Source organism: Streptomyces sp. APSN-46.1, assembly GCF_022815725.1.
Lineage (GTDB): Bacteria > Actinomycetota > Actinomycetes > Streptomycetales > Streptomycetaceae > Streptomyces.
Genome location: NZ_JALGRF010000011.1, coordinates 105,322 through 131,553, shown reverse-complemented (window position 1 = coordinate 131,553; position 26,232 = coordinate 105,322). Strand labels below are relative to the sequence as shown.

Below are 26,232 nucleotides of genomic sequence, written 5' to 3'. Positions count from 1 at the left end.
GGCCGCGGCCGGCGGCCGTCATGGCCTGCGGCCGACCCGCGCGAAGGCCCCCGGAGCCGATCGTGTCGGCTCCGGGGGCCTCCCCCGCTCAGGGAGCGAGCGGGTCCTTCCCCTGGATCCCCGTCAGTCACCGGGGAAGTGACATGCCACCTCGCGCGAGGCGGTGATCCGCAGCAGCGGACGCTCCGTGCGGCAGATGTCCTGCGCCTTGGGGCACCTCGGGTGGAAGGTGCAGCCCGGAGGCGGGGCGGCCGGGCTCGGCGGATCACCGAGCAGCACGATCCGCTCGCGCCGCCGCTCGGCCGCCGGATCCGGCAGCGGTACGGCGGACAGCAGCGCCCTGGTGTACGGGTGCTGGGGGTTCTCGTAGAGGGCGCGCTTCTCCCCGATCTCGACGATCCGGCCGAGGTACATGACGGCGACCCGGTCGCTGACCCGCTTGACCACGGACAGGTCGTGCGCGATGAACACGTAGGCCAGGCCCAGTTCGGTGCGCAGCCGCTCCATCAGGTTGACGATCTGCGCCTGCACGGAGACGTCGAGCGCGGACACCGGCTCGTCGGCGATGATCAGCCGGGGGCTGGTGGCGAGCGAGCGGGCGATGCCGATGCGCTGGGCCTGGCCGCCGGAGAACTCGTGCGGGTAGCGGTCGATGTGCTCCGGGATCAGCCCGACCAGGTCCATCAGCTCGGCCGCCCGGCGGCGCGCGTCGGAGGCCGACCAGCCCTGCACGAGCAGCGGGTCGGAGATGATCCGGGCCACCGTCTGGCGGGGGTTGAGGGAGGAGTGCGGGTCCTGGAAGACCATCTGGATGTGCCGGCGGAGTGGGCGGAGCCCGCCTTGCGACAGCCTGGTGATGTCCCGTCCGTCGAACGTGACACTGCCGGAGGTGGGCTCCAGCAGCCTCACCAGCATCCGGCCCGTGGTGGACTTTCCGCAGCCCGACTCGCCCACCAGGCCGAGGGTTTCGCCCGCCGCGAGATCGAAGGAGATCCCGTCGACGGCGCGCACGGGCGCCCCCCGGCGCCCGGACGCGGAGCGCCTGCCGGGGAAGGCCATGGTGAGATCGCGTACGGACAGCAGCGGCTCGGGCAGGGACGGGGCCGGGTCCGTCCCGGCCCCGCCCGGCCGTGCGGTGGTGTCCGGGGGGCGGGCCTCTACGGTCATCGGGACGCCTCCGGGGCGGTCGGCGCGGGCGCGGCGGTCGGGGCGGTCGGCGCGGACGCGGCGGGCGCGGCGCCCGGCACCGCGTCGGCCCCCGCGAAGTGGCATGCGGCGGTGCGCCGGGCGATCCCGTAGGGCCGTAGCGCGGGGCGCTCGGTGGCACACCGGCGCCGCTGCTCCGGGGTGCCCGCGGCGGCGAGGTGGCAGCGCGGGGCGAACGCGCAGCCCGGGGCCGGCGCGAGCAGGGAGGGCGGGGAGCCGGGGATGGCCCGCAGGGGCTGGTCGTCGGCGTCGTCCAGCCGGGGCAGCGAGTCCAGCAGGCCCCGCGTGTACGGGTGGGCGGGTTCGGCGAACAGGGCATCGACCCCCGCTTGTTCGGCGGCCCGCCCGCCGTACATGACCAGCACCTCGTGGGCGACGCGGGCGACGACGCCCAGGTCATGGGTGATCATCACGACGCCGAGGCCGCGCTCCTGCTGGAGGCGCGCGATCAGCTCCAGGATCTGCGCCTGCACGGTGACGTCGAGGGCGGTGGTCGGTTCGTCGGCGATCAGCAGATCGGGCTCGCAGGCCAGCGCCATCGCGATCATCGCGCGCTGGCGCATGCCGCCGGAGAACTGGTGCGGGTACTCCCCCGCCCGGCGGGCGGGTTCCGGGATGCCGACCTCGCCGAGCATGTCCACGGCCCGCTTGCGCGCGGCGGCCCGGCCCGCCTTGAAGTGCACCCGGAAGTGTTCGGCGATCTGCTCGCCGACCGTGTAGTAGGGGTGCAGGCTGCTGAGCGGGTCCTGGAAGATCATGGCCATGCGGCGGCCGCGCAGCCGGCTCAGCTCCTTCTCGGAGAGAGCCGTGAGCTCCTGCCCGTCCAGCGCGATGGAGCCGCTGATCTCAGCGCCCCGGTGCAGGCCCATGACGGCGAGGGAGGTGACGGACTTGCCGGATCCGGATTCCCCGACGATGCCGAGGGTGCGCCCGGCCTCGACGGTGAACCCGAGTGAGTCGACGGCCCGTACCGTGCCGCGCGGGGTGGTGAACGTGACGCGCAGGTCGCGTACTTCGAGAAGCGGTGGTGTGGCGGCGGCCATCAGTACCTCACCCTCGGGTCGATGACGGCGTACAGGAGGTCCACGGCGAGGTTGGCGACGACGATGAAGAAGGCGGCGAGCAGGGTGACCCCGAGCACCACCGGCTGGTCGGAGCTGACCAGCGCCCCGTAGAACAGCCGCCCGATCCCCGGGAGTCCGAAGATGGACTCGGTGATGACGGCTCCGGCGAGCAGCCCGCCGAGGTCCATGCCGAAGATGGTGAGGATCGGCGTCATCCCGGAGCGCAGCCCGTGTTTGACGACGACGGTGCGCTCGGGCATGCCCTTGGCGCGGGCGGTGCGGATGTACGGCTCGGCCATCGCCTCGATCATCGAACCGCGGCTCTGGCGGGCGTACATGGCGGCGTACAGCAGGGCGAGCGCGGTCCAGGGCAGCAGCAGGTTCGAGGCCCAGCCGAGCGGGTTGTCGGTGAAGGCCTGGTACGCCGGGTACGGGAGGAGCCCCGCGATGCGGATGACCCCGTAGATCAGCATCACGGAGGTGAAGTAGACGGGCAGCGAGGCGGCGGCGACCGCGCCGACCATCAGGACCCTGTCGGTGGCGGTGTCCTTGCGCAGGGCGGCGGTGACACCGGCGCCGAGGCCGAGGAACAGCCAGAGGACGGCCGCGCCGAGGGCGAGGGAGGCGGAGACCGGGAGGCGGTCCATCAGCAGGTCCCACACGGGCAGGGAGTTCTCGTACGAGTAGCCCAGGCACGGGAAGTCGCACTGGACGGCGTACTGGCCGCTGCCGAGGGTGCGTCCGGTGAAGATGCCGGTGAGGAAGTCGGCGAACTGGCGCCACAGCGGCTGGTCGAGGCCGAGGTACTCCCGTACGTCGGCCAGCCGTTCGGCGCTGCACGTCTTGCCGCAGGCGGCGGCCGCCGGGTCGGAGGGCAGGACGTAGAAGATGAGGAAGGTGACGGCGGCGATGGCGAGGAGCACGCCGGTGAGGGCGAGCAGGCGGCGGGCGAGGTAGAGGATCACGTCCGGCCGCCCCTCGGGTCGAGGATGTCGCGCAGGGCGTCGCCGAGCAGGGTGAAGGCGAGCACGGCGAGGAAGAGGAAGACGCTCGGGATGACGAAGTACATGGGGTCGGTCTCGTAGTAGGCCACGGACTCGGCGATCATCTGGCCCCAGGACGGGGTGGGCGGGCGGACTCCGACGCCGAGGTAGCTGAGCGCGGCCTCGGTGCTGATCATGCCGGGGATCAGCAGGGTGGTGTAGGCGATGACCGGGCCGGAGACGCCCGGGAGGATGTCGCGGGTCAGGATCCGCCAGGCGCTGGAGCCGCCCACGCGGGCGGCGTCGACGTACTCGCGGTGTTTGAGGGAGAGGGTCTGACCCCGGACGACGCGGGCGACGCCGGGCCAGCCGAAGACGCCGATGACGGCGGTCATGAGCACGATCCGGTTGACGTCCTTGGCCACCGAGAGCATCGCGATCATGAAGATCAGGGAGGGGAAGGACATGGTCAGGTCCATCAGGCGGGACAGGATCGTGTCGGTGCGGCCGCCGAAGTAGCCGGCGGCGATTCCGGCGGCGGTGCCCGCGATGACGACGATGGCGGTGGCGGCGAAGGCGATGAGGAGGGAGACCTGGGCGCCGACCACGACGCGGGCGAACAGGTCGCGGCCGGTGACGGGTTCGACGCCGAGCCAGTGCTCGGGGCTGATCCCGCCGAAGGAGCCGAGGGGCTGGCCCCCGAGGTAGGGGTCGACGGCGGTCTTGTCGAACTCCTCCGGCGACCAGCCGCCCAGCGCCCCCAGCCAGGGGGCGGTGGCGGCCATCAGGACGAAGAGGAGGACGACGCAGAGGCTGACGCGGACGGCGGGGCGGCGGCGGAGTTCCCGCCGGGCGAGCTGCCAGGGGCTGCTGCCGGGCGCTGCCGCGGGCCGGACTGTGGCGGCATCGGGGGCGGAATCGGTGCCGGGGGCCGAGGCTGCGCCAGGGGCCGAGGCTGCGCCAGGGGCTGGTGCGCTGCCAGGGGCCCGTGCGGCACCAGGAGCCGGGATGCCGTCAGGGCCAGGGGCTGCCCGGTCGTCCGGGAGCGGGGTGTTGGTGGTCATGGTGTCGGGGGCTCCGGTTTCCTCAGCCCTGGCTCTTCGACGGGTCCTTGAGGCCGACCGTGCCGTAGTCGATGGTGCCGGTCCACACCGGGTGGCCGAAGGCGCCCGCGATGTTGGGGCCGACGAGCAGCGGCTTGCGCTCCAGCAGGACCGGGACGGCGGGGGACTTCTTCATGATCTCCACGTCGAGGTCCATCCAGGCCTGGTTGGCCTGCTTGGCGTCGGCCATGGCGTTGATCTCGTCGATCCGCTTCATGGTCACGTCGTCGCGGAACTGGCTGTAGTTGCCCTGGTTGCCCTTGTCCTTGATGGTGCGTCCGTCGAAGACGAAGGGGAGCCAGGTGGAGCCGGAGGGGTAGTCGGGGCACCAGCCGGTGAGCGTCATGTCGGGGGTGGTGGAGAGGTCGCCGATGACGTCGTAGTACGCCCCCGGGTCCACGGTGTCGATGACGACCTCGACGCCGACGCGGGACAGGCCCTGCTGGATGGCCTCGGCCTTGCCCTTGTCGCCGGTGGAGACGGCGAGGGAGACCTTCAGCTTCTCCTTGCCCGCGGCCTTGAGGAGTTCCTTGGCCTTGGCCGCGTCACCGGACGGGGCGATCTTCAGCGTGTCGGCCTGCTTGCCCCCGGAGAGCGCCGGGGGCAGGTAGGCGGTGGCGACCTCGTTGAGGGCCGGGCCGCCGCCCGCGGTGATCACGGCCTCCTTGTCGACGGCGTACTGCATGGCCTCGCGGACCTTGGGGTCGTCGAAGGGGGCACGGGAGTTGTTCAGGTGGAGCATCTCCGTACAGCCCTGGGACTCGGCGAGCAGGCGCGCCTTGACGTCGGCCTTGGGGAGCACCTTGGGGGCGCTCTCGGGGCGCATGTCGGCGTACTGGACGGTGGAGGCGTCGGCGCCCTCGCCGGCGATGATGCGGTCGTCGATCTGGCCGCCCTTGAGGCCCATGACGACGACGAACTTGTCCGGGTAGGCCTTGCGGACGGCGTCGGTCTTGGGGTCCCAGTGCTCGTTGCGGACCAGGACGAGCTGCTTGTCGCGGTCGTACGTCTCGATCTTGTACGGGCCGGAGGAGAACGGGCGGGCGTCGTACTGGGTGCCCTTCTCCTGGGACTGCGGGACGGGCGCGAACGTCGGCAGCGTGGCGGTCGCGGAGAACTCGGCGACGGGGCGCTTCAGTTCGAAGACGATCGTGCGGTCGTCGGGGGTCTTCACGGAGTCGAGGTGCTTGCCCTGGAGGGGGCCCTTGTAGCCCTCGGTGCCGGCCAGGTACTGGGCGGCGTAGTCGGGGCCGCCGGTGAGGTCGGGGGCGAAGGAGCGCTCGACGTTGTACTTGACGTCCTGGGCCTTGATGGGCGAGCCGTCCTCGTACTTCAGGCCCTCCTTGAGGGTGAAGGTCCAGGTCCTGCCCCCGTTGGAGGGGGTGCCGAGGTCGGTGGCGAGGTCGGGGACCAGCTCGCTGCCGGCCTTGCCGGGCTCGGCCTTGAAGGTGACGAGCGTGCGGTAGAGGAGGCGGGTGCCGAAGTCCATGGTCGGCATCGTCCAGTTGCGGGCCGGGTCGAGGTGGGAGAAGTCCTGGTTGGACAGGACCGTCAGCGTCCCGCCCTTGACCGGGGTGCCGCCGAGGATCTTGCCGTCGTTGGCGGCGGCGGGGTTGGAGGCACCGGCGGCGCCCGTGCCCTTCTTGGTGGTGTCGGAGCAGCCCGAGGCACCGAGTGCGAGAGCCGCCACCAGGGTGGTGGCGAGGGCGAGTTGGGTGCGCTTGGTCATGGGTCACTCCAGTGAAGGGCCGCGCTCTACGATGTGACCGGTAACATAGTAATGTGAAATTGCACTGCACAAGAGGAAGGTCGCTACGTTATCCAGCCGTGTCCAAATAGGCCCGCAGTCCGTTGAGTTGAGGCGGTACCGGCCCGGACGCCGGGCTGGCCTGGATCCGGACACACCGTACGCCTGGACGACCCACTGCTGATCGAGTGGCGGGGCGGGGTCCGACGACATGGACGCCCTGAGGGCGAGCGGGTAGGAACGGACCCGGCGCCCGCCCTCTTCGTCGTCACGCGTCGGCCAATCGGCGGCCTCGTCGGCTAGCTAGCCGTGCAGGACGCCGGTACGGGCGGCGATGCCTCGGAGCTCGGGTGTGGCGCGCCCGGAGAGCAGGAGGCCGGAGACGAGGGACTTCACAGCTGGGCGGGCGTGGGTCTCCTGAGGGGCCCAGTACTCGGCCTGGAGGAGAGCGCGGATGCATTCGTCTCGCCGGCCCCACTGAGCGAACGCCTTCGCGCGGTCGGTGAAGTAGAGCGCGCGCCGCTCCGTGGTGGGGAGCGCTTGGGGGGCAAGAGCGTCCGCGGCAGCGACGGCGGCCGAAGGATCACCGGCGGTGTTCTCCGCCGAGATCAGGTGCAGCTGCACGGTGGCCCAGCTGAACCCGCCGTTGGTATCCCGAAGGTGGGTGGCGGCGCCCAGGCCCTTGGCGATGGCGGCAGCCTCGCTGGTCAGCTCACGCATGCCGGTTTGATCGCGTTGGTGGGCGACGGTGTAGGCGGCGCACTGGACCAGCAGACCTCGCTGGGCGACCCCGGCGTTCCCGAGCTCGCGCAGAGCCGGGTCGTCAGCGGCGTTCAGAGCGAGGGTGAGCGCCTGATCGTGCCACCCCGCCTTGCGGGCGAGAACGGCCTGCTGACGGGCCGCCTCCGCGACCGCCACGGGCGCCCCGCCGGCGGCGGCGAACTGCCGGGCGCGGTCGGCTGTCATCCAGCCGAGTTGCGGCTCGTCGAGCTTGATGAGGATTCGCGTCGCCAGGAGGTAGGCCTGCGCCAACACGGCGAAGTTGTCGGTGCCGCTGGTGGACTGGTGCCCGGCGGAGATCAGGCGTGGCAGCCGCAGGGCGAGGCTGGAGTACGCGCAGTCGTTGAAGTCGGCCGAGGCGCGGCGCAGTTCCGCCGCAAGGAGGTCCAGGGGCGCGTCCGTGGCTGTGCGGCCGAGTCCCAGCATCGCGTCCCGCAGCCCCGCGACGAGCGTCTCACCGAGCCGCGCCTCCTCCGTCTTGGCCGGGGCGGCGCCGGCGACAGGAGCCCCCATGGCGGCCGCCGCGGTGACCGCCAGGTTCGCGAGCAGTTGCCTTCGCGTGCGCACCGGGTCCTCTCCGTCTTCGCGCCCTGGGATTCCCACAGTAGGGGCGGGCAGGCTGGGATACGGCCCAATTCGCTGACTGAGCGGGTCCGGATGGGCGCCTGTGGTCGGTGCGAGGCCGAGGGCCTGCGGTGGGATGTCGAGCGCCCGGGCGAACCTCTGGAGCACGGAGAGGTCCGTCATGGCGGACTTTCCGCGCTCTAAGCGTGATACCTGGGCGGCCGAGTAGCCGGTCAGCGACCCGAGCTTGGCCAGGGTCATGCCCTGGGTTCTACGCGTTCTGCGGACCACCTCGCCGGGTGTTGCCGTCGCTGGGAACGTCCCCTGTGGCTTTCGAACCGCATCCATAACCCGTCCCGGTGTAGCCGAGGCTGCGTGGCCCTCAGAGCGGGGCTCGGCACGCGGCCGTCCGTACTTGCACGAGATGCAAACTCCTTGCAGCCCTATGGCTACGGACTGTTTTACCGCGTCCTGGTGCGGTGGTCTTGGACTTGCGGCGGTCCACGACCGCCACGCACCTCCCCACCCGCCCAGTGAGCACACCCATGAAGGGACTTCGCCGTGGATCGCTTGCCGTGTCGTGAACGTCTGCTGACGTCTTCCAGGCCCCTGCCGGACTTCGGTGTCGTGGGATCGAACGGATCCTGGCTGCACCGCGCCGACGGCGGCCGGGTCCTCGACGGATCGAGCGGCCTCCTCTGCGTGAACGTCGGGCAGGGCAGTCCCGCGGTCTTCTCCCGCATCGAGAAGCAGTTCTCCCGCTACTCGTTCGGTGGCGCCGCCGTCGTCCAGCCCCACATCCAGATGGAGCTGATGGACCGCCTGTGCCGCGCCGTGGGCCGCCCGGAGGACTCCGTCGCGCTGACCACGTGCGGGACGCTCGGCGTGGAGGTCGCAGTGGGACTGGCGCGGAACATCACCCGGGTCCGCGACGGGAAGCTGCGCGGGGACATCTTGACGTCCAACCTGTCGTACCACGGCAACAGCGTGTTCACCCTCGGGGTCGCAGGCAACCAGATCCGAAACCCCCGTCCGGAAGACCGGTACGGCCTCGGCCCCGCCTTCCCGGCGCCCTACCCGCCGACGCACGGCCACACCCATGAAGGGCACGGGTGCGATGCCTCGTGTGCCAACGAGGTGGCGCGGGCGATCGACAGCAGGGGCGCGGAGAGCGTCGCCGCGGTCCTGATCGAGCCCATCAACGGGACCACGGGCGGCGCCTTCGTGCCCCCGGGTGGTTACCTGCGGCGGGTGTCGGAGATCTGCCGGGAGCGGAACGTCCTGGTCATCCACGACGAGGTCTTGACCGGGCTGTGGCGCACCGGCACGCCTCTGGCGAGTCATCACTGGGACGGGTGTGAGCCCGACCTGGTCATCCTGTCCAAGGGCCTGGGTGCCGGCTACGTGGGTGTGGGTGCGGTGCTGGTGTCGTCGGAGATCGCGCCGCTGCTGCGGCACAAGGACGTGGACCCGCTGCCCGCGATGGGCACCATGGCCACCCACCCCCTCATGGCGGCGGCCTGCCTCGGGGTCCTGGACGAGCTGGAGTCCCTGGACTTCGGCGCCTTCACGGCTCGCGGAGAGCGTCTTGGAACGTCTCTGCGGTCCCTGACCGGCTGGGCGCCGGTGCGGGATGTCCGTGGCGTCGGCCACTTGTACGGGGTGGAGGTCACGCCTGGTCTGCTCTGGCCCCTGATGGAGGAGTGCGAGCGGCGCGGCGTCTTCTTCTACCCGTTCACCGGAGCCGGTGACCCGCGCAGCGAGGGCCTGGTCGTGGCGCCCCCGCTGAACTCCAGCGAGGAGGACATCGACTTCCTGACCGCCGCGCTCACCGACGCGGTCACCGCCCTCAGCTAACCCATCCGCCGCTCCTCATCCAAGGGAGCGGACTGTTTCGAACCAGAGATCGAGGACACGACATGCAGTTTCCCGTCACGGTCATCGACCAGCTCGACGAGGCCCAGCTCCGCAAGTGGCACGACTTCTACGGGGTGACCGCCGACCGCCCCCGCTACGAGGAGGAGGGCATCTGGCGGCGCACCCAGCAGGAGGAGACCGCCTCCAACTCCGGCTGGACGGGCGAGGGGGACGCCCGCCGCCGCATCGTCCACTACCGGCACCAGTACGGGCTCGTCGACACCACGGCCGCCCCGTCGCTGGCCATGACGCAGATGTACCTGTACCACTCGGTGGCGGCGCCGCGCGACGAGATCGACGTGGCGTGGGAGCAGAACCACATCATGCTGGCCGAGGGCGGCTGGAAGGAGATGGGGCCGGGCCGCTTCGAGCTGGGTGACCTGCGCATCCACATCATCCGGATGGAGGAGCATCCGGAGGACCTGCGGGCGGGCCGCAAGCTGCCGGACCACTACGAGGTCATCGACTGCGTGTTCACGTCCGTCAACACGTTCCCGCCGCGGACGATCCGCCGCCGGCCGTGGGAGGTTCTGACCCACGGTGTCCGGGTCAAGGACACCCCCGGACAGCCGGTCTACGCCGACAACCTGGCCCAGCTCCTGGACCACCTGCCGTTTCAGGTCGAGGTCGGCTGCGGAGTCTCCTACGAGGCGGGGATTCCGCCGCTGCACCGCCTCCACGAGATGTACCACGTCAACCTCATCGAGGACGAACTGCTCGGCAAGGGCTTCACATTCGTCCTCGCGCCGGGCCGGGACCCGCTCCTCGCGGAGATGTTCCTCGACACCGAGGAAAGGTCGGCGAGATGTCGGACATGTACCGGGCCTGCTTCAACTCCGAGGTCACCCCGGCCTTGCACGCCCTCAAGCGCATGGACGAGGCCGGTCACATGGTCGGCCCGTTCATCACGAACAACTTCGACGCGCTCGGCGCCCGCGCCGGGTTCGAGGAGGAGTTCATGCGCCGCTACGACCAGCGGATCCCGCCGGTCCACTTCCACCCCGACGCGATGGCCCTGGTCGTGATCGGGCTGCACGCCGACCGGCGGTGGGTGGCCAAGCGGGCCCGCGAGGCCGGGCTCAAGGTCTTCCACGTCGACCCGGAGGGATTCCCCCGTCCGGACGGCTCCTGGTTCGAGTACCCGCTGGAGGCGCCGCAGACCGGTGACGTCGTCGTACGGCAGACGGCCGCCGACGCGATCAGCGACCTGGAGCGGCTGCTGAACCTCGACCCGACCAGCGCGTGAACTGTGGGCCGGGGAATGGCGCTAGCCTCTGGGCTCGTTCCCCGGCCCCGCACGCGGGCCCCTCCCAGGATGAGAGTCAAGGAATGCGTATTTCTGTAATCGGCTGCGGGCACCTCGGCATCCCTCACGCGGCGGCGATGGCCGAACTGGGGCACGAAGTCATCGGTGTGGACGTCGACCAGGCCAAGGTTGACAGCCTGAACTCCGGCCAGTGCCCCATCTACGAGACGGGCCTTCCGGAGCTGCTCGCCCGCCACACCGCGAGCGGGCGCCTGCGGTTCACCACCGACATCCGCGAGGCGGCCGAGTTCGCCGAAATGCACTTCATCGGCGTCGGCACCCCCATCGACGCCGACGGCCGCTCCTACGACACCGGACAGGTCTACGGCGCCATCCGCCAACTCGCACCCCACCTCAACCAGGCATGCACGATCGTCGGGAAGTCGACCGTCACCGTCGGCACCACCATCCAGGTCACCGCGCTCGCCCAGCGGTTGGCGCCCGCAGGCCAGGCCGTCGACGTCGTGTGGAATCCCGAATTTTTGCGCGAGGGGCACGCGGTGGAGGACACGCTCCGCCCGGACCGCATCATCGCCGGTGTCACCACCGCCGAGGGCGAGAAGGCCATCCGCGCCGTCTACGCCCCCATCCTGGATGCCGGTGTCCCGATCTTCGTTACTGACCCGCAGACCGCTGAACTCGCCAAGGGAGCGGCAAACTCGTTCCTCGGGTTGAAGATCAGCTACATCAACGCGGTCGCCGACATGTGCGAGGCCGCCGGCGGCGACGTCTCCCGGATCGTGGAGATCCTCGGTATCGACCCGCGGATCGGCAGCGGCGGGATGATGCCAGGCATCGGCTATGGCGGCGGCTGCCTGCCCAAGGATGTCCGCGCCTTCACCGCCTCGGCCCGGCAGCTCGGCGCGACCGATGCCGCGAAGCTCCTGCGCGCGGCCGAAGAGATCAACGAGTCCCGCACCGCGGTGGCCATGGCCCTCATCACCCGCGCCTTGGGCGGCCGCCCCCTCAAGGCCGCCCGGGTCACGGTGTGGGGCGCGGCGTTCAAGCCCGGCACCAACGACGTCAGGGAGTCTCCGGCGCTCGCCCTCGCCCACGCCCTCCAGCAGGCCGGTGGCACCGTTACCGTTCACGACCCGCAGGCCGTGGCCACGGCCATGGTCCGCAATCCGGAGCTGGACTACACCGGCGATCTGCGCGCCTCCCTGCGTGGTGCGGATCTCGTCGTCCTGGCCACGGAGTGGCCCGAGTACCGGCAGGCCAGCCCGCAGGCCTTGGTGGACGGCCCCGCGAACCCTCTGCTCGTCGACTGCCGCACATCTCTCGACGCCGAGTCCTGGCGCGCGGCTGGGTGGACTGTGCACCAGCTCGGACGGCCCGGGAAGTAGCCCTGCGGGGGGCCTGCCCCGGTGGGGCTACAGGCCCGAGCCGAGCCCGCCCTGGATGCGGCCCACCGGTTCGTCGCGGCCCTGGGCCCAGAGGGAGCGGACGTGGCCGAGGTGGCGGGCCATGCACGCTTCGGCCGCTTCCGCGTCGCCGCTCAGCATCAGGTCCAGCAGCTCGACGTGCTCCTCCGCCGAGGAGACCAGCTTGCCGGCCTCGTCGAGGCCCGTCAGTCCGTACAGCCGGGAGCGCTTGCGCAGGTCGCCGACCGTCTCGACGAGCCGGTCGTTGCCCGCGAGGCCGAGCAGCGTCAGGTGGAAACGGCGGTCCGCCTCCAGGTAGCCGATGAGGTTGTGCTCGCGCGCGCTGGTGACGATCTCCTCGGCGATGGGGCGCAGCGCCTCCAGCTGCTCCGCCTGGGCGATCTTCGTGATCCGGCCGATGGTCGGTACCTCGATCATCGTGCGCAGTTCGGTGTACTGGTCCAGGTCGCGCTCGCTGACCTCGGTGATCCGGAAGCCCTTGTTGCGGACCGGTTCCACCAGGCCCTCGCGGGCCAGGTCGAGCATGGCCTCGCGCACGGGCGTGGCCGAGACCCCGAGTTCGGCGGCCAGGCCCGGGGCCGAGTAGACGTTCCCCGGGCGGAGTTCACCCGCTATCAGGGCTGCTCGAAGGGCATGGCCGACCTGGTCGCGGAGCCGTTCCTGGGCCTTGATGAGACTGTGCTGCTTCAGGTCACCCATTGCTTTTCCTCCGAGAACCCCGTCACCCACCGACGAGCAGAGGAACAGCGTACAATGTCACGTTTCTCTGGTCGCCCCGGCGGCCTGGAACAGTGCGACCGCCACAGCGAGATCTTCCCAGGCCATGCCCACGCTCTTGAAGAGCTGTGGAGAACTCGGGGGTCCGCCCGCCGGCATGCGGCCCGCGACCAGGTCGGCGAGGGTGCCGGTGATATGACCGGGTCCGATGGCCCCCTCCGCCTCCGGCACCAGCAGATCGCCCGCCTCGCGCAGCGCGGCCGCGCGGGACTCGACGTAGACGGCCGCACGCCGCACCAGCGCCGTGTCCGTCTCGCGGGCATCGGGCTCGTGCGAGCCGACGGCGACGACCGTGGCACCCGGGCCGACGAGCCGCCCGTCGAAGAGGGGTTCGCGGGCCGTGGTGCAGCAGACGACCAGGTCGGCGCCCGCCACGTCCGCGGCCACCCCCACCCGGGCCGCCAGGCCCGTGCCGCGGGCGTGGGCGGCCAGTTCCTCCGCGCCCCGCGGGTTGCGGGCCACCACCACGACCTCGGCCAACTCCCGTACGGTCGCGACCGCTTCGAGGTGGCCGTACGCCTGCGGCCCCGATCCGAAGAGCACCATCCGCAGCGGCCGCCCGGCCGGGGCCAGGTGGCGCAGCGCGAGCGCCGACACCGCCGGAGTGCGTACGGCGGTCAGCGCCGCCCCGTCCAGGAGGGCCAGCGGGCGCAGGGTCGGGCCGTCCAGCAGCAGATAGGAGCCGGTGATGCGGGGCAGCCCGAGCGCCGGGTTCGCCGGCGCGACCCCGGCGATCTTCACCCCGGCGTACGCCCCTGACGCGGCCGGCATGAGCAGCAGCTGGCCGCCGGGTACGTCCACGGCGCTGCGCCGCGGGCAGCCCTCCGGGTCCAGCCCGGCCCGCAGGGCATCGGCCAGCGCGTCGGCCGCCGCGGCCGACGTGAGGAGCCCGGCCGTCTCTTCGGCGCCGAGCTGGACGACGGCCCCGCGGGAGGACTGCGGGCTCTCAAAGCGTGGGCTCACAGGAGGAAGCCCGTGCCGAGGGCGTCGTGCGGGTCGAGCTCGAAGGTGTGCTCGCCCGTCCGGTAGGCGGTGCCCGTGACCTCGGTGACCAGGCCGTCCCCGGTATCCCCGGGGACGACCCGGCCGGTGAACACCGTGCCCACGACCGACTCGTGCAGCAGATCCTCCCCCACCCCCAGCCGGCCGTCCTGCGCCAGCAGCGCGAGCCGCGCCGAGGTGCCGGAGCCGCAGGGCGAGCGGTCGATCTGCCCGTCGGCGAAGACGGTGACATTGCGCTGGTGCGGCCCGAACGGGGTGTCGGGCAGCTCCTCGTGAAGGATCACCCCGTAGACGCCGGAGAGCAGCGGCCCGCCGGGATGCCAGGTCGCGGGGTGGGTGGCCAGCGCGGTCCGGATCTCCCGCCCGGCCCGCACCAGCTCGGGCAGCGCGGCCCGGGTGACCTCCAGGCCGAGGTCCCGCGCGGAGGCGGAGGCGTAGCAGGCCCCGGCGTGCGCGATGTCCACCTCCGCGATGCCCAGCGAGGTGGCGACGGGCACCTTGCGGGCGCCCACCCGGGCCGGAACGTTGCGGAAGGTGACCCCGGTGGTGCGGCCCCGGTCCCGGTGCACGGTGGCGGTGACCCGGCCGGAGGGTACGTCGATCCGCACCTGGGCGTCCCCGTCGTCGGGGGCGGCGACCCGGCCGGTGTCCACCGCCCAGGCGCCGAGAGCCATGGTGCCGTGGCCGCAGGCGGTGGAGTAGCCGTCCTTGTGCCAGAACAGCACCCCGAAGTGGGCCCCGTCGTCGTCCGGGGGCACGACGAACCCGCCGTACATCCCGGCGTGCCCGCGCGGCTCCCGCACGAGGAGGCGCCGTACGTCGTCCAGCTCGCCCCGGCGCGGGGCCGTACCGGAGCCTCCCGGGCCGATGGCGGTGGCGCAGCGCTCGGCGACGGTGTCGCCGGGCACCGGCGGCACCCCGGCCTCGGCGCGGCCGGTGAGGTCGACGATGCGGAAGGGCTCGCCCGCGGTGTGGTAGTCGGTCGTGCGGACGGTGGTCACAGCAGGAACCCTCCGGGGAAGGGGTCGGTCGGGTCGAGGAAGTACTGGGCGGTACCGGTGATCCACGCCCGCCCGGTGACGGTGGGGACGACGGCCGGGAGCCCGCCGACGGTGGTCTCTCCGATCAGCCGGCCGGTGAACTCGGTACCGATGAAGGACTCGTTGACGAAGTCGGCCCCGGGCTCCAGCAGGCCGCGGGCGTGCAGCTGGGCCATGCGCGCACTGGTCCCCGTACCGCAGGGCGAGCGGTCGAACCAGCCGGGGTGGATGGCCATGGCGTGCCGGGAGCGGCGGGCGTCGGAGCCGGGGGCGGCGAGGTAGACGTGCTTGACCCCGGCGATGGAGGGGTTCTCGGGGTGGACGGGCCGGTCGCCGGAGGCGTTGACCGCGTCCATGATCGCGAGCCCGGCGGTGAGCAGCTCGTCCTTGCGGGCGCGGTCGAAGGGGAGCCCGAGAGCGTCGAGTTCGACGAAGGCGTAGAAGTTGCCGCCGTAGGCGAGGTCGTAGGTGACCGTGCCGAAGCCGGGGACCTCGGCCTTCAGATCGAGCCCGACGCAGAAGGACGGGACGTTGGTGAGGGTGACGGCGGTGGCCGCGCCGTCCTCCACCCGGACGTCCACGCTCACCAGCCCGGCGGGGGTGTCGAGCCGGACGGTGGTGACCGGCTCGACGGCCGGCACCATGCCGGTCTCGACCAGGACGGTGGCGACCCCGATGGTCCCGTGCCCGCACATCGGCAGCAGGCCCGACACCTCGATGTAGAGCACGCCGAAGTCGGCGTCGGGCCTGGTGGGGGGCTGCAGGATGGCGCCACTCATCGCGGCGTGCCCGCGCGGCTCGTACATGAGCAGCGTCCGGACGTGGTCCATGTGCTCGATGAAGTGGAGCCGTTTCTCGGCCATGGTGGCGCCGGGGACCACCCCGACTCCCCCGGTGATCACCCGGGTCGGCATGCCCTCGGTGTGCGAGTCCACCGCGTGGTAGATGTGGCGCGTGCGCATGGGGTCCCCTTGCTGGTTAGTTGAGGCCCTCGGCGAGGGCCTTTTCGGTGGCGGCGCGGACGGCCGCCTCGGTGTCGCCGGTGAGCGGGAAGCGCGGCGGGCGGGTGGCGCCGCCGGGCCGGCCGGCCAGGTCCATGGAGAGCTTGATGGCCTGGACGAACTCGATCTTGGAGTCCCAGCGGAACAGCGAGTGCAGGGACTTGTAGAGCGGCAGCGCGGTGTCGAGGTCTCCGGCTACGGCGGCGCGGTAGAGGGTGGCGCAGGAGTTCGGGAGGGCGTTGGGGTAGCCGGCGATCCAGCCGACGGCGCCGGCGAGGGCGAGTTCGAGGAGGACGTCGTCGGCGCCGATGAGCAGGTCGAGGCCCGGGGCGAGTTCGGCGATCTCGTACGCGCGGCGCACGTCCCCGCTGAACTCCTTGACGGCGACGATGGAGCCGTCGCCGTGGAGCCGGGCGAGCAGCCGCGGGGTCAGGTCCACTTTGGTGTCTATGGGGTTGTTGTACGCGACGACGGGCACCCCGGCCGCGGCGACCTCGGCATAGTGGGCGCGTACGGCGGCCTCGTCGGCCCGGTACGCGTTGGGGGGCAGCAGCAGGACGGAGCCGGCGCCCGCCTCGGCGGCCTGGTCGGCCCAGCGGCGGGCCTCGGCGCTGCCGTAGGCGGCGATGCCGGGCATGACGCGGGCGCCGTCGCCGGCCGCCTCGACGGCGATGCGGACGATCCGTGCGCGTTCTTCGTCGGTGAGGGTCTGGTACTCCCCGAGCGAGCCGTTGGGGACGACTCCGTCGCAGCCGTTGGCGATCAGCCAGGCCACGTGTTCGGCGTACGCGTCGTAGTCGACGGTGAGGTCCTCGCGCAGCGGCAGCGCGGTGGCGACCATGATGCCGTGCCAGGGGCGGGTGCGGGTGGGCGCGGCGGCGTGAGCGGGGGTGTGCGCGGGGGTGTGCGCGTCGGTCATGAGAGAGCTCCCTAAAGTGATGTGTGACATTTTACTGGGGGTTATGAGGAGGCCACAAGGGTCCGGGCCTGCCGGATCAGCCGTCCGTGGTGGGAAGTTCGGTGAGGTGCCGCAGCGGGACCGGGCAGGACAGCGGCCGCCGGTCCGGCGCCGGCTCTTGTCCGGCGAGGGCGGCGACGGCCGGACCGCACATCCGGCCCTGGCACCAGCCCATGCCGGCGCGGGTGAGCAGTTTGACGGTACGGACGTCCCGCGCGCCGAGGTCCTCCACCGCCTCGCGGACGCACCCGGCCGGGACCTCCTCGCAGCGGCACACGTCGGTGTCGTCCCGGAGCCAGCCGGTCCAGCCGTCACCGGGACGGTGCGCGGCGCCCATCGCGGCGGCGAAGGCGCGCAGCCGGGCGCGGCGGCGGACCAGGGCTGCGGGGACGGGCGCGCCGGCGATCGCGAAGGCGGCGATCTCCCCTTCCGCCAGGGCCAGTTGAGCGCCGCCGATACCGCCGGTCTCCCCGGCGGACCAGATACCGGGTACGGAGGTCCGCTGCCGGTCGTCCAGCTCCAGGGCGACGGTGCCGTCGGCGGCGCGCAGGGTGGCGCAGCCGAGCCCGGTGGCCAGCTCCAACTGGGGTACGAGACCGTGGCCGACGGCGAGCGCGTCACAGGGGATCCGGCGGGCGGTGCCGGGCAGCGGGCGCCAGTCCCGGTCGAGGCGGGCCACCGTCACGGCCTCGACCCGGTCGGTCCCGTGGGCCTCGGTGACGGCGTGCCGGGTGAGCAGCCGGACGTGGTGGCGCAGCAGCGCGCTGCCGTACGTGGCGGCCTCGGCGATCTTGGCGGGGTTGCGCAGCAGGGTGGGGGTCCGGCCCGCGTAGCCGGTGTACGAGGCGGCCTCGACCACGGCGGGCACCCGCGCGCCGGCGGCGGCCAGCGATCCGGCCACGGCGAGCAGCAGCGGCCCGCTCCCGGCGACGACGACCCGCTTGCCCGGCAGGACGAGCCCGCCCTTGAGCATGGCCTGGGCCCCGCCGGCCCCGACCACGCCGGGGAGCGTCCAGCCGGGGAAGGGCAGGTGGCGCTCGTAGGACCCGGTGGCGAGCAGGATGGCCTTGGCATGAACGGTCACCGCCGAGTCCTCCGGACCGGGCCCCGCGACGGCATGCAGGACCCAGACCTCCTGGTCCGGCGCCGGGTGCTGGCCCTGGGCCGGGTGGGGGGCCGGGTGCGGGGACCGGAGCACGGTCCAGACGTGGTGGGCCGGGAGGTACGTGAGCCGGCCCGCCGACTCGTGGGCGCGCAGGGCGGCTTCGCGGGTGGCGAACTCGGCCCAGCCGTGGTGCAGGGCCTCGGGCCGGGCGGCGCCGAGGCCGGGCGCCGGGTGGCGGTAGTACTGGCCGCCGGGGCGGTCCCCGGCGTCGAGCACGGTGACCCGCAGCCCCAGGCCGGCGGCCGCGACGGCGGCGGCGAGGCCGGCGGGGCCGGCTCCGACTACGGCGAGGTCGGTGACGCGGTCGCGGTCAGACGGCGAGCTCGGCACGGCCGGTTCCCTCCTGGGTGGTGACGGTGTCCCCGGGCTGGGCGGGCACCAGGCAGGCGCGCTGGTTCGGGCGGCCGTTGACGATGACGAGGCAGTCGTAGCAGCTCCCGATCCCGCAGAACGCGCCACGCGGGGCGGCGGTCTCGCGGGTGGTCCGCCAGGCGAGGATCCCGGCGGACCAGAGGACGGCGGCGATGGACTGGCCCTCCTGCGCGGTCAGCTCGCGGCCGTCGAAGGCGATGGGGTACGTCGCCGCCGGGCTGCCTCCGACGAGGTCGCGGGGGCTGCGCATCAGGGGGTCCTCCTCAGGGGGGCGGTGCGGGCCGGGTCCGGGGACGGGCCGGGGTGTCGTCCGGGACTCATGATTTATGGCGCCTGGTCGGAGCTGAATCAGCTGAGGCGCGGCAGCGCCAACAAATCACGTTTTACGTCCCGGACGACACCCCGGCCCGTCCCCGGCCCCGGCAGGGGGTTCGTCGAAGCGGTTCGGGCGGAACGGCGTGGGGTCCAGCGCGGGTTCCGTGCCAGTGAGGGCGGAGGTGATGAGCAGTCCCGTCGCCGGGGCCAGGCCGATGCCCGCGCCCTCGTGGCCGCAGGCGTGCAGCAGGCCGGGGACGCGGGGGTCCGGGCCGATGGCCGGGAGGTGGTCCGGGAGGTACGGGCGGAACCCGTGGTAGGTGCGGAGGATCCGGACGTCGGAGAGGACCGGGAAGAGCGCCGCCGCCTGGGTGGCGAGGCGGCGCAGGGCCTCGGTGGAGAGGGTGCGGTCGAAGCCGACGCGTTCGCGGGTGGCGCCGATCAGGACCGGGCCCGCCGGGGTGCCCTCGACCACGGCCGAGGACTGGAGCGACGCGGAGCCGCTGGCCACGTCCGCGACGTAGTCGGCGGCGTAGACCTTGTGGCGGACGATGCGGGGCAGCGGTTCGGTCACCAGGACGAAGCCGCGGCGCGGGAGTACCGGGAGGGTCGCTCCGGCGAGTCCGGCGACGTGGCCGCCCCAGGTTCCGGCGGCGTTGACGACGGCCGGGGCCAGGAGTTCGCGGCGTGGGGTGCGGACTCCGCGTACCGTGCCGCGCTCCAGGAGGAGGTCCGTCACCTCCTCCCCCAGGTACACCTCGGCCCCCGACGCGGCCAGCAGTCGCGCCGCCGCCTGGGCCGGCTGGACCTGGGCGTCCTGCGGGTAGTGGAAGCCGCCGGCGAGGCCCGGGGTCAGGTGGGGTTCCAGCTCGGCGAGTTCCCCCGGTCCGACCTCGACGGCCTCGACTCCGGTGGCGCGTTGGCCGTCCGCGAAGCCGCGCAGGGCCTTCAGGGTGGTCTCGTCGGAGGCGACGACGAGGCCGCCCTTGGGTTCGTACTCGATTCCCCGCGGGAGGAGCGCCGCGAGGTCGCGCCAGAGCCCGGCGGACAGCAGGGCGAGGTCGAGCTCGGGGCCCGCCTCCTTGTCGGAGACGAGCAGATTGCCTTCCCCGGCACCGGTCGTGCCGCCCGCGACGGAGCCGCGGTCGACCACGGCCACGGAGAGTCCGGCGCGGCGGGCGTAGTACGCGCACGCGGCGCCGACGACACCGGCGCCGATGATCACGACGTCCAGGGGATGTCTCTTGGGCACGGCAGTAATATGTCACATTCTTTAGTCGGTGCCTAGGTTGACCGGGCCGGTCCCGCGAGGGACCGGCCCGGTCACCGGATCAGTCGCGCAGCGGTCCGTCACAGCTGTAGCCGGACGTGCCCGCCACCTTGTTGCTCCAGACCTCCACCGGACCGAAGGAGCAGTTCATGTCGGCCAGGTTGTTGGAGGCGGCGCCCGCCCGGTCGAGGATGAAGTAGTCGACCGTCTCGGACATGTCCTTGAAGTTCTGGTCGTCACTGCGCCAGTTCTTCAGGTTCGCGGTGATCCGCCCGGTACAGACGAAGCGGCGCTTGCCGGCCGTCCCGTTCTCCACGCAGTCCGGGGTGTTGTAGGTGGCCGTCGCGAAGCTCGACTTCACCGACGCGAGCGCGGAGTCGCGCAGCTGGGCGTTGGGCGTGAACGTGGTGTTCGGTACGTAGAGCTCGTTCACCTTGGCGATCTGCGCGTCCAGGAAGCGGTCGTAGTCGCGCTGGAGGTAGGTGTCGGAGCTCAGGCGGTGGCGCCAGGCGTCGTAGGCCGTCACGTCGTTGTTGCGCAGGTGGGTGTACATCTCGCGCAGCAGGCTGGGCTTCTCGGTCCACAGGAACTCGAAGAAGGTGCCGGCGTAGCTGTAGAAGCGGAAGCCGTCGCCGTCGTAGGTGGCGTTGAGCAGCTGCTCGACCGACATGCGGGGGCCGCCGCCGGAGGTGTCGCTGATGATGCTCTTGACCAGGGACTTGCGGACGGCGATGCCGTTGTCGCGGGTGGCCCCGTCGAAGAACTCGGCCGTGCCCTCGTCCATGGCGGTCGTGCGGTCGCCCTCGTACCAGGGGCCTTCCCCGAAGAACCCGGGGACGGCGTAGCGGCCGTTGAGGTAGTGGGTGTACTCGTGGCGGAAGAGCTCTTCGAGGGTGAGGGAGGAGTCCTGCGGGACGCGGCGCTGGTAGGTGTAGAAGGTGGCGCCGTTCTCGATGTAGATGCCGCCGTTGTTGGTGCCGTAGCCGGTCAGGATCGGGTGGTAGTTCACGTAGTCGGCGCGGGAGGCGTACAGCACGATGTTCAGCGTGGTGTTGGGGTCTCCGGCGAGCGGCTGCTCGGTGCCCAGGACCCGGTGGAACTGGGACTTGACCTGCTTGCTCGCGTAGTAGAGCTGGTCGACGGTGGCCTGGTCCAGGCCGGTGCGGACCTTGATGGCGCCGTTGTCGTAGGAGTAGGTGTAGGGGAAGAGCTGCTTCTCGATGTCCTCCTTGCACACCCCGTACTGCTTGCAGGCCTCGTAGAAGTTCAGCCAGGAGACGATCTTGGCCCACTGCTCGCTGCCGTTGCCGAAGGCGGACTTGACGGGCTCCAGCAGGGTGCCGAGGTCGGCGACGACCTGGTCCTTGAGGGCCGGGACCTGGCCGAAGCGGCCGTACTCGCCGAGGGCGTCGCGCGCCACCCAGGCGTTCGCCGTGTCCTTGAGGTGGGTGTAGCCGGCGAAGGCCTTGAAGACCGCGCGGTAGGAGGGGTCGGCGGCCACGGCCGCGTGGAAGGCGGTGTCGTTGTTGCCCGGGTAGACGCCGAGGTAGTTGACGGAGAGCGCGGCGAGGGCCGCGCCCGCCCAGGCGGCATCCTGGTTCGTCGCGGGGTGCGACGGGTCCATGGTGGCCAGGACCTTCGCGATGAGGCCGAGCTGATGCTGGCGCAGGCCGGGCGCGCTGGCCGCGTAGAGGGCCTCGCGCAGGGTCCGGGCGTTGGAGGCCGTCATATCGAAGGTGCGGGCGGCGTTGCCGAAGTCGGCGATGGCCCGGCGCATGGCGTCGACGGTCGGGGCGTCGGTGACGTCGATCTCGGAGCGGGAGTAGTCGTGGTAGGCCACGGCGTGCAGGTACGTGAACATCTCCTCCAGGTGGGAGGAGTTACGGCCGTCGTGGGAGGCGGCCAGGCCGGATATCCGGCGGGAGACGGCCTGGACGTGGGCGTCGGACATGACGGGCGCCAGGCGGGCGTCCCAGGTCCAGATCAGGCCGCGCAGACAGCCGTCGGCGAGGACGGCCTGGTCGCCGAGGAAGTCGGCGAACTGCTCGGGGGAGAGGTTCTTGATCCCGTCAAGGGTGCAGGGGACGCCCGCCGCGACGCTCTTCGCGGTGGGCGCCGTGGCCGCGAGCTTGCGGCTCTTCTCGGTGCGTTCGGCGGTCGCGGCGGCGACCGTGGCGGCGGCCGTGGCGGCGGCCGTGGCGGCGCCGGGCACCTCGCCGCCGGTGACGGACCGGCCGCCGGGGGCCGGGGCGGGCGCCGGGGTGGCCTCCTTGGCGTTGGCGAGGCGGTCGACCTCGTCGAACGGGTTCACCCCCGGGGACTCACGGTCCGCGGCCGGCCCCGTCGCGGCGGCCGCGAAGGTGGCGGGAACCGGGGCGCCGGTCTCGGCGGCCTGGGTCACGGCCTGGCCGGCGGAGGCCAGCAGGGTGACCGCCACGGCGGCGGAAAGGAGGGACGTACGCACAGCTCTGTGCTGGGACACCAATGACTCCTGGTTGGGAGGGGAGGTGGGGGAAGTGGTGCGTGAACTGCCCCGAGAGGGGCGAAGTGCCCTGCTTCACACGGCGTTTGACGGGGATTAACGTGCCGCGATGTGAGCTGTAACATAGTAATGTGAAATTGCACTGACAAGACCTGTGCGCCCACCAGTTCGCACCTTCTTGAGGGAGCCCCCGATGACCGACACCCCCTCCGGCGCCGCCTCCGGCCTGAACACGGGCAGCCACGACCTGCCCGTATCCCCCGAGTTGTCCCGGTTCATGGCCGACAATTGGTCCACGTCGCCGCTGCCCGACACCGACCGGGTGCCCGCGTACGCCGTCACCCCCGGACGCCGGGCCCGGCTCTCGGCGCGGTTCCCGGGCGAGCGGCTGATCGTCCCCGCCGGGGAGCTCAAGGTCCGGTCCAACGACGCCGACTACCGCTTCCGCCCGCACAGCGCGTACGCCTGGCTGACGGGACTGACGGGCGAGGACCAGGCGGGCCACGTCCTGGTCCTGGAGCCCGCGGGCCCGCACGCCCACGAGGCGGTGCTGTACCTGCGGCCGCGCTCGCCGCGCGCCGACGGGAACGAGGAGTTCTACCGGGACCGCCGCTACGGGGAGTTCTGGGTGGGCCGCCGCCCCGACCTGGCGGAGGCCGAGCGCCTGACCGGCCTGCGCTGCGCGCACCTGGACACGCTGGGCTCACCGCGGGGCCGCGACGCGGCGACCGACGCCGAACTCGCCTCCGCGCTCTCGGAGTTGCGCCTGGTGAAGGAGACCTGGGAGGTCGCCCAGCTGCAACTGGCCGTGGACCACACGGCGGCCGGTTTCGAGGACGTCGTACGGGCCCTGCCGCAGGCCCTGGCACACCCGCGCGGGGAGCGGTGGATCGAGGGGGTCTTCGGCCTGCGCGCCCGCGCGGAGGGCAACGGCACGGGATACAACACGATCGCGGCCTCAGGCGCCCACGCGTGCATGCTGCACTGGATCCACAACGACGGCCGGCTGAACCCGGACGAGCTGCTGCTGCTGGACGCGGGCGTGGAGACGGACACCCTCTACACGGCGGACGTCACCCGCACCCTCCCGCTGTCCGGCCGCTTCTCCCCCGTTCAGCGGCAGATCTACGAACTGGTCCTCGCCGCCCAGGAGGCGGGCATCGCCGCGCTGCGCCCGGGCGCGACCTTCCGGGACTTCCACCGGGCCGGCATGCGGGTCATGGCGGAGGGCCTCGCGGAGTGGGGCGTCCTGAAGAACGCGGAGGGCGACCTGCACCGGCGGTACACGCTGTGCGCCAGCGGGCACATGCTGGGCATGGACGTGCACGACTGCGCGCAGGCGCGGGCCGAGACGTACCTGGACGGCGTGCTGGAGGAGGGTCAGGTCCTGACGGTGGAGCCGGGCCTCTACCTCCAGCCGGACGACGAGACCCTTCCGGCGGAGCTGCGGGGCATCGGCGTGCGCATCGAGGACGACCTCGTCATCACGGCGACGGGCGCCCGACTGATGTCGGGCGCCCTGCCGCGTACGGTGGCGGGTATCGAGGAATGGATGGGGACACTGCTGGAGGGCGGTCGCTGACCGGTCAACCGTCAACCACCAACGGCCGCGTTACCAGCGGCCGTTGTTCCAGTTGTCGTAGTTGTTCCAGTTGCCGTACCAGTTGCGGTCGTTCCAGCGGTCGTTGTCCCAGCGATCGTTGTCCCAGCGGTCGTTGTCCCAGCGGTCGTTGTCCCAGTTCCAATTGTTCCGGTAGCAATCGCGCCAGTCCCCACGCCAGTCCCCACGCCAGTCATAGGAACACCAGCCGCCGCCGCTCTGGGTGGTCGGCTGGGTCTCCGGGAGACCCGCGGCCGCGACGCCACTGACGGGCATCAGAGCGAGCGTGATCCCTGCGGCGCCCGCAACGGCTGCCGCTACGATCCCACGACGCATATCCATACACCTCCGTGTATTGAACGCGAAGAGTCCCAAAAGGGGCCATTTCAACCGTGCCTCGCCCCCAGCCCACTGTCAAAGCCAGCAGGTGGGGACGAGGCCGAGCCTCCAGGAGGCGCCGTGCTCGGCCTAGGCGACGACGGCGATACCGTCCAGTTCCACCAGCGCCTGTTCGTCCCACAGCCGGACGGCGCCGATCACCGCCATCGCCGGGTAGTCACGCCCCGCCAGCCTCCGCCAGATACGGCCGAGTTCGGGCGCGTGCTCCCGGTACGCCGGCACGTCCACGGCGTACACGGTGACTCGGGCCAGGTCGGCCGGGGCGCCGCCGGCCGCCGCCAGCGCGGCCAGCAGATTGGCCAGCGCCCGTTCGAACTGCTCCGGCAGGGTCTCTCCGACGACCTTGCCGGAGCCGTCCAGCGCGGTCTGGCCCGCCAGGAAGACCAGTCGCCCGCCGGTGGCCGTCACCGCGTGCGAGAAGCCCGTCGGCGGGGAGAGTTCCGCCGGATTGACCCGTTCCAGACTCATCGCGCGGCCACCCCTTCGTGCGGCTCCTGGTGCGACTTCTCGCGCGACCCCTCACGCAACCCCTTGCGCAACTCCTTGTACAGCTCCTTCGCGATGATCGTGCGCTGCACCTCACTCGCGCCCTCGTAGATCCGCGGCGCCCGCACCTCCCTGTACAGGTGTTCCAGCAGGTGGCCCCGGCGCAGGGCGACGGCGCCGTGCAGCTGGACCGCGTGGTCCACCACGTACTGGGCCGTCTCCGTCGCGAGGAGCTTCGCCATCGCCGCCCGGCGCGGGACGTCCCGGGCGCCGCTGTCGTACGCTCCCGCCGCCGCGTAGACCAGGAGCCGCGCGGCCTCGGTACGGGTGGCCATCTCGGCCACCCGGTGGGCCACGGCCTGGAGGTCGCCCAGCACCCCGCCGAAGGCGGTGCGGCCCGCCGTGTGCGCCAGCGTCGCGTCCAGCGCGGCCCGGGCCATGCCGACCGCGAAGGCGCCGACGCTCGGCCGGAACAGGTTCAGGGTGTCCATGGCGACCCGGAACCCCTGCCCGGGCTCGCCGAGCAGGTCTTCGGGGCCGACCGGCACCCCGTCGAACGCCAGCGAGCCGATCGGGTGCGGGGAGAGCATGTCGAGCGGCTCCCCGGTCAGGCCCGGGCGGTCCGCCGGGACGAGGAAGGCCGTCACCCCCTTGGCACCCGGCCCCTCACCCGTTCGGGCGAACACGGTGTAGAAATCCGCCTCCGGGGCGTTGGAGATCCAGCACTTCTCCCCGGTGAGCCGCCAGCCGGCGCCGTCCCGGCCGGCGGACAGGGCCAGGGCGGCCGCGTCGGAGCCCGCCCCCGGCTCGCTCAGCGCGAAGGCCGCCACCGCCCGCCCTGCGCGCACGCCCGGCAGCCAGCGCTCGCGCTGTGCGGTGCTGCCCGCGCGCAGCACCGCGTGGGCTCCCAGACCCTGGAGGGCCAGTGCGGTCTCGGCCTCCGTGCAGCCGTACGCGAGGGATTCGCGCAGCAGGCACAGCTCCAGCGCGCCGGAGGTGAAGACCCGCTCCAGCAATCCCTCCTCGCCCAGCGCCGCGAGCAGCGGCCGGTTGACCCGCCCCGGTTCCCCCTTCTCCGCCAGCGGTTTCAGCCGGTCCGCCGACAGGGCCCGCAGCCGCGCGCACCACTCCTCTTGTTCCGGTCCGAGCGCGAATCCGGTCATCCGAGTGTCCCCGCATTCATCGATCTATCGCGTCCCATTGACTACCGTCACCATCACGATACGCTCGTGAAGCAATCGCACGGCCGGCTCGACCCACTCGGTCCCACACCCAAGGGGCCCGGACCGTCGCAAGGGGGCGAACCCGCC

23 protein-coding genes are annotated in these 26,232 nt (G+C 72.1%); 5 read left to right on the top strand and 18 right to left on the bottom strand.

Features of this window, described 5'->3' with window-relative positions:
• Positions 1-123: 123 nt before the first annotated feature.
• The 6 genes from MTF65_RS24710 to MTF65_RS24685 all read right to left on the bottom strand — a co-directional run bounded on the left by MTF65_RS24710 (position 124) and on the right by MTF65_RS24685 (position 7,795).
• Positions 124-1,059: an ABC transporter ATP-binding protein gene (locus MTF65_RS24710; RefSeq protein ID WP_243631198.1), complete on the bottom strand. Its 936-nt coding sequence runs from the start codon at positions 1,057-1,059 to the stop codon at positions 124-126.
• A 104-nt stretch (positions 1,060-1,163) separates the two neighbouring features.
• On the bottom strand, positions 1,164-2,249 hold the full coding sequence (locus MTF65_RS24705) for an ABC transporter ATP-binding protein (protein ID WP_243631131.1): 1,086 nt from the start codon (positions 2,247-2,249) through the stop codon (positions 1,164-1,166).
• Entirely contained in the window at positions 2,249-3,235 is a 987-nt protein-coding gene (locus MTF65_RS24700; protein WP_243631130.1) for an ABC transporter permease, read from the bottom strand. The genes MTF65_RS24705 and MTF65_RS24700 overlap by 1 nt, the downstream gene beginning before the upstream one ends.
• Positions 3,232-4,317, bottom strand: a complete 1,086-nt coding sequence (locus tag MTF65_RS24695) for an ABC transporter permease (protein ID WP_243631129.1) — start codon at positions 4,315-4,317, stop codon at positions 3,232-3,234. Before MTF65_RS24695 ends, MTF65_RS24700 begins: the two co-directional genes overlap by 4 nt.
• A 22-nt stretch (positions 4,318-4,339) precedes the next feature.
• Positions 4,340-6,085 carry an ABC transporter substrate-binding protein gene (locus MTF65_RS24690; protein ID WP_243631128.1) on the bottom strand — a complete coding sequence of 582 codons (1,746 nt, stop codon included), beginning with the start codon at positions 6,083-6,085 and terminating at the stop codon, positions 4,340-4,342.
• 321 nt (positions 6,086-6,406) lie between these two features.
• Positions 6,407-7,795 (bottom strand): helix-turn-helix transcriptional regulator, encoded by a 1,389-nt coding sequence (locus MTF65_RS24685; RefSeq protein ID WP_279399486.1) that lies wholly within the window; start codon positions 7,793-7,795, stop codon positions 6,407-6,409.
• Between the two features lie 279 nt (positions 7,796-8,074).
• Here MTF65_RS24685 and MTF65_RS24680 point away from each other — a divergent pair, with 279 nt between their 5' ends.
• The 4 genes from MTF65_RS24680 (at position 8,075) to MTF65_RS24665 (ending at position 12,016) form a co-directional block, all read left to right on the top strand.
• Positions 8,075-9,304, top strand: a complete 1,230-nt coding sequence (locus MTF65_RS24680; RefSeq protein WP_243631126.1) for an aminotransferase class III-fold pyridoxal phosphate-dependent enzyme — start codon at positions 8,075-8,077, stop codon at positions 9,302-9,304.
• A 62-nt stretch (positions 9,305-9,366) separates the two neighbouring features.
• Positions 9,367-10,389, top strand: a complete 1,023-nt coding sequence (locus MTF65_RS24675) for a hypothetical protein (RefSeq protein WP_243631125.1) — start codon at positions 9,367-9,369, stop codon at positions 10,387-10,389.
• Entirely contained in the window at positions 10,323-10,610 is a 288-nt protein-coding gene (locus MTF65_RS24670; RefSeq protein WP_243631124.1) for a hypothetical protein, read from the top strand. The genes MTF65_RS24675 and MTF65_RS24670 overlap by 67 nt, the downstream gene beginning before the upstream one ends.
• An 83-nt stretch (positions 10,611-10,693) precedes the next feature.
• On the top strand, positions 10,694-12,016 hold the full coding sequence (locus MTF65_RS24665; protein WP_243631123.1) for a UDP-glucose/GDP-mannose dehydrogenase family protein: 1,323 nt from the start codon (positions 10,694-10,696) through the stop codon (positions 12,014-12,016).
• Positions 12,017-12,043: 27 nt separating this feature from the next.
• Here MTF65_RS24665 and MTF65_RS24660 read toward each other — a convergent pair whose 3' ends face one another.
• The 9 genes from MTF65_RS24660 to MTF65_RS24620 form a co-directional block, all read right to left on the bottom strand.
• Complete coding sequence (locus MTF65_RS24660) at positions 12,044-12,754, bottom strand: GntR family transcriptional regulator (RefSeq protein WP_243631122.1); 711 nt, start codon at positions 12,752-12,754, stop codon at positions 12,044-12,046.
• A 57-nt stretch (positions 12,755-12,811) separates the two neighbouring features.
• The gene (locus tag MTF65_RS24655) at positions 12,812-13,795 is read right to left on the bottom strand and encodes an ornithine cyclodeaminase family protein (protein WP_243631121.1); all 984 of its coding nucleotides are present in this window, start codon (positions 13,793-13,795) and stop codon (positions 12,812-12,814) included.
• Positions 13,792-14,835, bottom strand: coding sequence for a proline racemase family protein (locus tag MTF65_RS24650; RefSeq protein ID WP_243631120.1), 1,044 nt, complete (start codon positions 14,833-14,835; stop codon positions 13,792-13,794). The genes MTF65_RS24655 and MTF65_RS24650 overlap by 4 nt, the downstream gene beginning before the upstream one ends.
• Complete coding sequence (locus MTF65_RS24645) at positions 14,832-15,836, bottom strand: proline racemase family protein (RefSeq protein ID WP_243631119.1); 1,005 nt, start codon at positions 15,834-15,836, stop codon at positions 14,832-14,834. Before MTF65_RS24645 ends, MTF65_RS24650 begins: the two co-directional genes overlap by 4 nt.
• 16 nt (positions 15,837-15,852) lie before the next feature.
• Complete coding sequence (locus MTF65_RS24640) at positions 15,853-16,794, bottom strand: dihydrodipicolinate synthase family protein (RefSeq protein WP_243631118.1); 942 nt, start codon at positions 16,792-16,794, stop codon at positions 15,853-15,855.
• A gap of 76 nt (positions 16,795-16,870) precedes the next feature.
• Positions 16,871-18,328, bottom strand: coding sequence for an NAD(P)/FAD-dependent oxidoreductase (locus tag MTF65_RS24635; protein WP_243631117.1), 1,458 nt, complete (start codon positions 18,326-18,328; stop codon positions 16,871-16,873).
• The gene (locus tag MTF65_RS24630; protein WP_243631116.1) at positions 18,309-18,620 is read right to left on the bottom strand and encodes a (2Fe-2S)-binding protein; all 312 of its coding nucleotides are present in this window, start codon (positions 18,618-18,620) and stop codon (positions 18,309-18,311) included. The genes MTF65_RS24635 and MTF65_RS24630 overlap by 20 nt, the downstream gene beginning before the upstream one ends.
• 126 nt (positions 18,621-18,746) lie before the next feature.
• Entirely contained in the window at positions 18,747-19,937 is a 1,191-nt protein-coding gene (locus tag MTF65_RS24625; protein WP_243631115.1) for an FAD-binding oxidoreductase, read from the bottom strand.
• Between the two features lie 79 nt (positions 19,938-20,016).
• Positions 20,017-22,437: a collagenase gene (locus tag MTF65_RS24620; protein ID WP_243631114.1), complete on the bottom strand. Its 2,421-nt coding sequence runs from the start codon at positions 22,435-22,437 to the stop codon at positions 20,017-20,019.
• A 193-nt stretch (positions 22,438-22,630) separates the two neighbouring features.
• Here MTF65_RS24620 and MTF65_RS24615 point away from each other — a divergent pair, with 193 nt between their 5' ends.
• Complete coding sequence (locus MTF65_RS24615; RefSeq protein WP_243631113.1) at positions 22,631-24,019, top strand: aminopeptidase P family protein; 1,389 nt, start codon at positions 22,631-22,633, stop codon at positions 24,017-24,019.
• A gap of 30 nt (positions 24,020-24,049) precedes the next feature.
• Here the strand turns inward: MTF65_RS24615 and MTF65_RS24610 are convergent, their stop codons facing one another.
• The 3 genes from MTF65_RS24610 to MTF65_RS24600 form a co-directional block, all read right to left on the bottom strand.
• The gene (locus MTF65_RS24610) at positions 24,050-24,313 is read right to left on the bottom strand and encodes a hypothetical protein (protein ID WP_243631112.1); all 264 of its coding nucleotides are present in this window, start codon (positions 24,311-24,313) and stop codon (positions 24,050-24,052) included.
• A 192-nt stretch (positions 24,314-24,505) separates the two neighbouring features.
• Complete coding sequence (locus MTF65_RS24605) at positions 24,506-24,904, bottom strand: RidA family protein (protein ID WP_243631111.1); 399 nt, start codon at positions 24,902-24,904, stop codon at positions 24,506-24,508.
• Positions 24,901-26,085: an acyl-CoA dehydrogenase family protein gene (locus MTF65_RS24600; RefSeq protein ID WP_243631110.1), complete on the bottom strand. Its 1,185-nt coding sequence runs from the start codon at positions 26,083-26,085 to the stop codon at positions 24,901-24,903. Before MTF65_RS24600 ends, MTF65_RS24605 begins: the two co-directional genes overlap by 4 nt.
• Positions 26,086-26,232 lie beyond the last annotated feature (147 nt).